The 7,958-nt window shown below is 71.1% G+C and carries 6 protein-coding genes; 2 read left to right on the top strand and 4 right to left on the bottom strand.

Annotation, left to right across the window (positions count from 1 at the left end):
- Positions 1–1,139: hypothetical protein (locus tag RS86_RS20550; protein ID WP_045270334.1), on the bottom strand; the 1,139-nt coding region annotated here is incomplete at its 3' end.
- Between the two features lie 12 nt (positions 1,140–1,151).
- On the opposite strand from RS86_RS20550, the gene RS86_RS20545 reads away from it, so the two are divergent.
- Positions 1,152–2,129: a glycosyltransferase family 2 protein gene (locus RS86_RS20545; protein WP_268747824.1), complete on the top strand. Its 978-nt coding sequence runs from the start codon at positions 1,152–1,154 to the stop codon at positions 2,127–2,129.
- Entirely contained in the window at positions 2,119–3,954 is a 1,836-nt protein-coding gene (locus RS86_RS00960) for a glycosyltransferase (protein ID WP_052679995.1), read from the top strand. The genes RS86_RS20545 and RS86_RS00960 overlap by 11 nt, the downstream gene beginning before the upstream one ends.
- Here the strand turns inward: RS86_RS00960 and RS86_RS20245 are convergent.
- Genes RS86_RS20245 through RS86_RS00945 form a run of 3 tightly spaced genes read right to left on the bottom strand, consistent with a single transcriptional unit; the run spans position 3,912 to position 7,863 of the window.
- On the bottom strand, positions 3,912–5,513 hold the full coding sequence (locus tag RS86_RS20245; protein WP_045270333.1) for a DUF2142 domain-containing protein: 1,602 nt from the start codon (positions 5,511–5,513) through the stop codon (positions 3,912–3,914). The two genes, RS86_RS00960 and RS86_RS20245, sit on opposite strands and share 43 nt — an antisense overlap.
- A complete protein-coding gene (locus tag RS86_RS20240) occupies positions 5,510–6,754 on the bottom strand; it encodes a lipopolysaccharide biosynthesis protein (protein ID WP_045270332.1) in 1,245 nt (414 codons plus the stop codon). The genes RS86_RS20245 and RS86_RS20240 overlap by 4 nt, the downstream gene beginning before the upstream one ends.
- Positions 6,751–7,863 carry a glycosyltransferase gene (locus RS86_RS00945; protein WP_045270331.1) on the bottom strand — a complete coding sequence of 371 codons (1,113 nt, stop codon included), beginning with the start codon at positions 7,861–7,863 and terminating at the stop codon, positions 6,751–6,753. The genes RS86_RS20240 and RS86_RS00945 overlap by 4 nt, the downstream gene beginning before the upstream one ends.
- Between the last annotated feature and the right edge of the window lie 95 nt (positions 7,864–7,958).

Genomic DNA, 7,958 nt, shown 5'->3' with positions numbered 1-7,958 from the left:
AGATGTGGATAAGGGGCCGGCGGGAGGGCGACCCCGCTCGGGGCGGGCCCCAGGACGGTCGCGGAGAGCAGGGTGCGCGGTGTTCCGACGGTGCCCGCGCGCGATGCCCGCACGGGCGCGTCGAGCATCGCGACCGGGAGGACGTCGCCCAGGGCCCGCGCGTCCTCCCACGGGTGAGAGGCGAGTGCCCGGTAGGGCGCACCGTCATGCGTCAGGAGTCCGGCGGACGCGATCGAGCCGTCGGGCGCGAGCCAGACCGGCGCGGTCGGAGCCGAGTGCGCCGCCGTGATCAGCGCGCGGATCGCGCTCGCCGTGATCAGCGCGCCGGGCGTGCGCCGGACGAGCACGGCGTCGCCGGTGGTCTCCACGGCAGGGACGTTCCGATCGTGCAGCAGGACGCGGGGATCTCCCAGCGCGAGCTGCGACGCCTGGAGTCGGACGGCCGGTGTCGCATCGGCGATGGCGATGATGAGGGCGACGGGCCCCGACACGGCAGGATCCGGCTCCGACCCGGCGTCGGGCGCGCCGAGGACGGCCAGCGGGGCGCGGAGGCCGTCTCCGTCGGCGTCCTCTCCGTCCAGTTCCCATGTCATCACGATCGCGGAGGAGGCGGGGATCGCCGGCGACGCATCCGGCCCGAGGCCCGAGAGCACGTCCGCGGCGCTGCCGTGGAGCGCGGCCAGGTCGGCGCTCCGGCCTCCGCGCAGTACGACCGCGCCGCCGGAGCGGAGCGCGAGCCAGGCGTCGGCGAGCGGGCCTCGGCCGGCGCCGGACGCGTGTGCCAACGCGTACGCCGGCGCATCCCACGCCAGCGACGTCTCGATGCGCGCAGGATCCGTGACCAGGTACGCGTACAGGGCGGGCACGCGATCGGAGTCGGGCAGTTGCGCGGACACGAGGCGCTCGGCGAAGAGCGGGTTGAGCGTCAGCCCCTCGCGGAATCCGCCGGACACGTAGGCGCGGACCGCTGCGCGTGCGGAGACCCGGCGTCCGAGCTGCAGCCCCGCGTAGGAGACGTCCACGATGTCCGCGCGGCGGATCGTCCTCGCCCACCAGAACCGGTCGGCGGCCAGGAGGGGGACGCGCAGCAGGGGAAGGGAACGCGCGGAGCGCCAGAGTCCTCGAAGGCGGGTCAGCACGCTTGGGAGTCTATGCGCTCGCCGCAGGTTCGCAGGCGGGGCAATGGTAGCCTTCGAGCATCGAAACCCCGGCTGACACAGGAGATCTCTTTGCCTGAAACGTCCGCTCGCGTCGGCATCGTCGTGAGGACCAAGGATCGGCCGATGTTCCTGGAACGCGCTCTGGGCGACATCCGCCGCCAGACGCTGCACGGCTGGGAGGCCGTGGTCGTGAACGACGGAGGGGATCCCGCCGCCGTCGACGGCCTGGTGGACGCGCTGCCGGCCGCGGACCGGGCCAGGATCACCGTCATCCACCGGAACGAGGGCCTCGGGCGCTCCGCCGCGGCCAACGCGGGCATCCTCGCGCTGGAGACCGAGTACGTCGTGCTGCACGACGACGACGACCTCTGGGATCCGACTTTCCTCGAGGCGTCGGTGGCCTGGCTCGATCGCGAACCGGGGGACGCCGGGGTCGTCAGCCGCACCGAGATCGTCTACGAGCGCATCGACGGAGACCGGATCGTCGAGACCGGCCGTGAGCCGTTCTGGGGCGAGATGGCGCGCATCACCTACGCGGACATGCTCCAGGTCAACAGGTTCGTCCCGATCGCCTACGTGTATCGGCGGGAGCTGCACGACGAGGTCGGGCTCTACCGGGAGGACGTGCACGCCGCGGAGGACTGGGAGTTCAACCTGCGCGTGCTGCGGACCCGCACGATCGGATATCTGCGGGATGCCGTCCGTGCGTTCTGGATGCAGCGACGCGGACAGGACGGCATCCTCGGGAACAGCATGTTCGTGCTCGCGGACGAGCACGACCGCTACGACCGGATGATCCGCGATGAGGCTCTGCGCTCCTTCGTCGCCGCGCACGGCGACGGGCTTCCGCTGTACCTCGCGCGGTACGTCCAGGACGAGGTGGAACGCCAGCTCGCCGCCCAGAGGACGCTCGGGAGCTATGCCACGGATGCGGCGCGCAAGGGATGGCGGCGGCTGCGTGGGCGCTGACACGGCGTCGATCGTCGCACAGCGTCTCGTCTTCCCGACCGGGGGCATCGCCGCCGACGCGAAGGCGCTCTATCTCCGCGGCGACGCGGAGGTCGAAGGGCGCGATGCCGTGCGCATCGCGCCGCACGGGGCCGCCTCGTTCGCGACCTACTTCAATGCCTTCCCTGCGGGGATCTGGGCCGAGGCCGGGGGAATCGACAGGGCGACGCTGCGGCTCACCGCGGACGGAGAGGGCACGCATCGCCTCTACGGCATCGCGGCAGAGGGCGCGCCGCACCTGCTGGCGGAGGTGCGGGGCAGCGGCGATCTGGTGCTCGACACCGGCGTCTTCTTCGAGGGGCTGACCTGGGCCTGGCTGGAGACGGAGGCCGCGGACGCGCCGGTGCGGGTCAGCGCAGGGGAGTGGCAGGTGCCGGCTCATCCCGCACCCGTGCGGATCCTCGTCGCGATCACCACGATGAACCGGGTCGACGACTGCGTCCAGGTGCTCGATGCGCTGGGCGGCGACGAGCTGGCCGACACGATCGCCGAGGTCGTGGTCATCGATCAGGGGAGCGACCCGATCGCGCCGCGTCTCACGGGATCCGCCCTCGCGAACGACGTTCCGCTGCGCCTCATCGAGCAGGCGAACCTCGGCGGTTCCGGCGGTTTCAGCCGCGGGATGATCGAAGCGCAGGATGCCGGTGTCACGCACGTGCTCCTGCTCGATGACGACGTCCGCGTCGAGCCGGAGTCCCTTCGAAGGCTGCACGCGCTCGCCGCCGTCTCCGTCGGCGCACCGCTGCTCGGCGCGCACATGCTGAGCATGCTCGAGCCGACGGTGCTGCACTCCATGGGGGAGCAGATGGACCGTCGCGCGATGTGGTGGCATTCCGTGGAGCCGGAACTCTCCTCGGCCGATCTCGCGGAGCGCCCGCTGGAGAGCACGCCGGCCCTGCGGCGATTCCGCCCTGTGGACTTCAACGGCTGGTGGATGTGCCTGATCCCCGTCGCCGCCATCCGGCGCGTCGGAGCGTCGTTGCCGTTCTTCATCAAATGGGACGATGCCGAGTACGGCATGAGGGCCGCGGCCGCCGGTCACCGCACGATCACCGTGCCAGGAGCCGCGCTCTGGCACATCCCGTGGACATCGAAGGATGACGGTCTGGACTGGCAGGCCTACCATCAGCTGCGCAACCGCGTGGTCACGGCACTCGTGCACGAGCGCCGCCCGAGGAGGGTCCTGTCCGCGACGTGGGCGCAGGACGTCAACCACATCCTCTGCCTGCAGTACGGCTCCGTGCACCTGCGCAACATCGCACTGCAGGACATCCTCACCGGCCCCGAGCACCTTCCGGCACTGCTGCGGGAGGGCAGGACGCGGGCGCAGCGGATCCTCGTGGACGCGGGGCAGGGCGTCCATCCCGATGTCGAGAGCCGGGCCTCCGGACGCGGCTCAGGATACGGTCCCGCCGCCCCTCGGGGACCGCGGGCCCAGGCCGGCCGCCTGCTGCGCGTGCTCGCCCATCAGCTGGCCGCGGTGCGGCCTTCGGCCGCAGGGCCGGAGCCGGTCGCGCGCGCGCAGGGCAAGTGGTGGCGCCTCGGTCTCGCCGACGAGGTCGAGCTGCGCAGCGCCACGGGGAAGGGCTTCTTCCGCCTGCGGAGATCGCGCCGCGAGGCGTTCTCGCTGCTCGCGCGCTCGGCATGGCTCCGCATCCGCATCGGACTCGCCTGGCCCATGCTGGCTCGGCGCTACCGCGATGCGGCGCCGGAGCTCGCCGACGCCGCATCGTGGAAGCGGATCTACGCCGAAGCGGACGCGGCCTCGCGCGATTCCGTCGGCTGAGCGCTCGGCGCGGAACCGTCTGACGGCTCCGTCCCCATCGATGGCTCGGTCGGAGCGGGACGGACGCCTTCGCGCTCGGGAAGCGGGCCGAGCTCGGCGCGGCGCCTCGTGGCGGTCAGCGCGAACACCACCATCGCCAGGGCGAACGCCGCGCTGCCGATCAGCCACACCACGAGGGGCGACGGGGTCGCGCCGCGCCACCACCACGCGACGGCGCCGCGGAGGGTGAGGGTGCCGCTGCCCGTGTAGCGGTGCATGTTGTCGTACAGGGCGACGGCGTTCGCCGCGGTGAGGAGCACGGCGATGGTCCAGATCTGCGCGCTCGACAGCGACACCCCGCGGTCACGACCCCGCGGATCCTCGGACGGCGCCAGCACGACCGCGACGAACAGGATGATCAGGGGCAGGACATAGCGCGGCTGAACCTCGTACCCGACGAGCACACGGCTGGACACGAGGATGTACAGGGGCACCAGGAGCGCGGCGGCGCCCACGCCCACGACGGCGACGAGCTTGCGCCACCCGCGCCAGCGGAGCGCCACGAAGAGCACTCCCAGGACGCAGAAGATCGCGAACGCCCAGACGACAGGGTGAAGGGCGGTGTCGAGCCAGCCGAGCTGCCACCCGAGTCCGTAGATGCCGGACCACAGCCCCGGCATCGCGAGGAGGTTGCCCACGATCAGGTCCGTGGTGGACATCGTGGACTGCGACTTGCCCATGCCGTTGATGGCCAGGCTGGTCTGTCCTGCGCCGAGGAAGGCGAAGGCGGCCAGCACGACCATCACGACGGGGAGGAGCGCACGGAGGTAGAAGCCGCGCTCGTTGCGGAACGACAGGGCGAGTGCGGCGCAGACCCCCACGATCGCGTAGGCCGCGCTGTCGCCGCGCGCGCCCAGCCCGAGCAAAGCGGTCAGGAGCGCGATGCCGCCCAGCGCGTACATGCGCCACCCCTTGGCGGCGAAGTAGCCGAGCAGCGCGGGGAACATCACGGCGATGGAGATGATCGACCAGCTGCTCGGATTCACCGAGGGGATCAGGAACATCGCCAGAGGGACCGCGGTCAGCGCGACCCCGGCGGAGAGGGAGAAGCGGAGCCGTCGGGGCAGGAGAAGCCATGTTCCGACCAGCAGCACGGTGAAGAGCGCCGCGTTGACCAACCGCATGACGATGGTCGAGACGGCGATGTTGTCGCTCGCCAGATGGGACATCCAGTAATAGAACCCGGACGGGTACTGCGTCGAGCCGGCGTTGACGTGCTTGGTCTGCTCGAGCTTGAATCCCTCGTCGAGATAGCTGCGGCCCTGGCAGGACGCGTTCTTGTCGGGTTTGAAGGCGTAGCAGGGGGCATCGACGGCCTTCTTCGGCACATACCAGTGCCGTGCGTCCGAGCCCGGCTGGCACATGCCCTCCTTCGGACCGCTTCCGCACCAGATGCTCGCGAGGTGGAACTCCTCGTCCGGCGTGGCGCCGACCGGCGAGCTCAGGGCCCAGGCGCCCAGGGAGAGGAACACGGCCAGGCCGGCGAGGAGCGTGATCAGCAGTCGTGACAGGCGGGTCATGGTTCTTCTCGTTCCGAGGGGGTCAGGGCGGGGGAGAGCGGTGAAGGGGCGGTGGTGAGGAACGCGGCGAAGATCACGGCGACCGAGCCGCCGACGCCGCCGACGGCGAATCCGAGAAGCGCGCCCCACATGCCGTACAGCGGCGAGAACACCGCCATCACGACGGTTCCGGCGATGAGCGCGGTGAGCCAGATCAGGGCGAAGGCCTTCTGCCGGCCGGCGGAGACCAGGTAGGCCGCCGACGCGCAGGTCGTCGAGATGAAGAAGACCACGACCAGGAGGGCCTGCATGGCGCCCGCTCCGTCGACGAACTTCTGCGGATAGAAGATCGACAGGATGAACGGCGACAGCGCGATGATGGCGGTGAAGATCACGACGAAGGCCGCCGTCGTCGCGATGACCATGCGGCGATGGGACTGCCGCATGAGCGCGGGATCCAGGTGGAGCTTGGCGAAATGCGGGATCAGCACCTGGTTGAGGGCCTGGGAGATCATGTTCGCCGGCGTCGCGAGGGAGAGCGCCGCGGCGAACAGATCCGCCTGGAGCGGGGTGTCGAAGGCGCGCACGAAGACCATGGTCGCCGGAAGCAGGCCGCCGGTGGCGAGGGCGCCGATCGTGGCGTCGCGGACGAACCGCGCGAGCATGGCGCGCTGCTCCGGCGTGCTGGGCATCGGGCGGGTGCGCGGACGGGCGAAGAAGGCGAACACCGCGTACCCGACGGCCAGGGGCAGCAGGAGCGCCCAGTTCGCCCCGGCGAAGAGGACGGCGACGAGCGCCGTGATCGCGAGCAGGGAGGAGCCGACGTCGGCGATCAGCGAACGAAGGATCCGGTCTTCGCCCATGAGGACGCCGCGGGTGTAGACGTAGGCGTTGTAGCTCCAGGTCAGGATCGCGCAGCCGATCGCGGCGTACGGATCCTGGGTCAGCAGGAACGCGATCGGCGCAGCCACGAGGGCGAGCAGCGTCGACGACACCCAGAACCACCGGTTCAGCACGCCGATCGCCACGGCGGAGAAGTCCCCGAGCGGGAGGTAGCGCGAGGCGCCGATGCCGAGGCCGGCCGGAAGCATGAGCGACAGATAGACCATCACCGAGAGCAGCGCGCTCGTGTCGCCCACGGCGCCCGCTCCGGCCAGATGCGCGATGACGACCGTGTACAGCAGCCGGGCGATGCCCTGCGCGGCCATCCCGCCCGTCGTCAGAACGGCGCGTGAGAGCACGCCGGAAGTGCCGCCGCTCACCGCTCCTTTGCCTTCGTCCGCACCAGCGAGGCGAACACCGCGCGATAGGCCTCGTAGGCGACCCGGGGGTCGTAGTCCCTCTCGCTGCGTGCGCGGGCGGTGTCGCTGAGCGCCGCGCGCTCGGCATCGCCGGCTTCCGCATAGGCGGCCAGGGCCGCTGCCAGCGCGGCGGCGTCTCCGGGCCGGACCGCATAGCGGCGGTCATCGGCGAACGCCGCGCAGCTGCCGAGGTCGGAGGTGATGACGGGCACTCCGGCGCCGGCCGCCTCGATCCCGACGAGAGGGAACGTCTCGCCGTAGAGGCTGGAGATGACGAGGGCGGCGGCCTCGGACAGCTGATCCTCCGGGCGGTCCGTGGGGCCCAGGAGGCGGATCCGCCCTGCACGCACGAGTTCGTCTGCGTCGGCATCCGAGATCGCCCGCGCCATGGCGGGGTCTTCGGCGGTCACGCCAGGGCCGTAGGCCACGAGGCTCCACTCCGGATGGTCGTCCGCGATGTCCGAGAAGGCCCGGAACAGGACCGAATGCCCCTTCACCGGGTGATTCCGGGCGAGGGACAGGAACTGCCTGGCATCGACGCGGAAGGAGGCCGCCGCGGGCAGCGGCGCGGTGTTCAGGATCGCCGGACGGACGTTGCGCATGCCGAGCGAACGGAGGAAGTCCGTCATCTGCTCGCTGTCGCTCGTCGGCACCACCGCCTGGAAGCGGAAGGAGAGGAGTCCGACCGCGCGCGCGATGAGCCGGGTCAGCGGATGATCCTGAGGGCCGAGTTTCTGCGTGTGCGCCGTCGTGACCCTGGGCGCGCGCAGGCGGGCCAGGGCGGTCACGATGTCGGCGTGGAAGAGATTGGACCAGACCACATCGGGCTCGAACGCCCGGGCGACGCGCTGGAGGGCGCGCACCATCCCTGGGAGGTTGCGGGACGTCGGCGGGAAGCCGAGGTAGTGGACCTCATCGAAGGACGCCTCTAGCCGGGCGCTCAGGGTGCCGGGCCGCATGAGGACGGCGAGTGCCAGCCGGTCCTCGGAGCGCCGCGCGGACGCCAGCGTGGCGAGGAGTCGTTCGGCGCCCCCGATGTCCGCATCCGAGCAGACGACGAGTATGCGCAACGATCCTCCTTGGAGACGTCGGTCGGGAGCTAGCGATCATCGTACAGTGGTCTCCTGAACGCCCCGCCCTGCGCGGCACGTCGTCGCCGCGAAGC

The organism is Microbacterium azadirachtae (genome assembly GCF_000956505.1).
GTDB classification, from domain to species: domain Bacteria; phylum Actinomycetota; class Actinomycetes; order Actinomycetales; family Microbacteriaceae; genus Microbacterium; species Microbacterium azadirachtae_A.
Note: the sequence above shows the minus strand (reverse complement) of the source record. Positions and strands in the feature narration are given on the sequence as shown.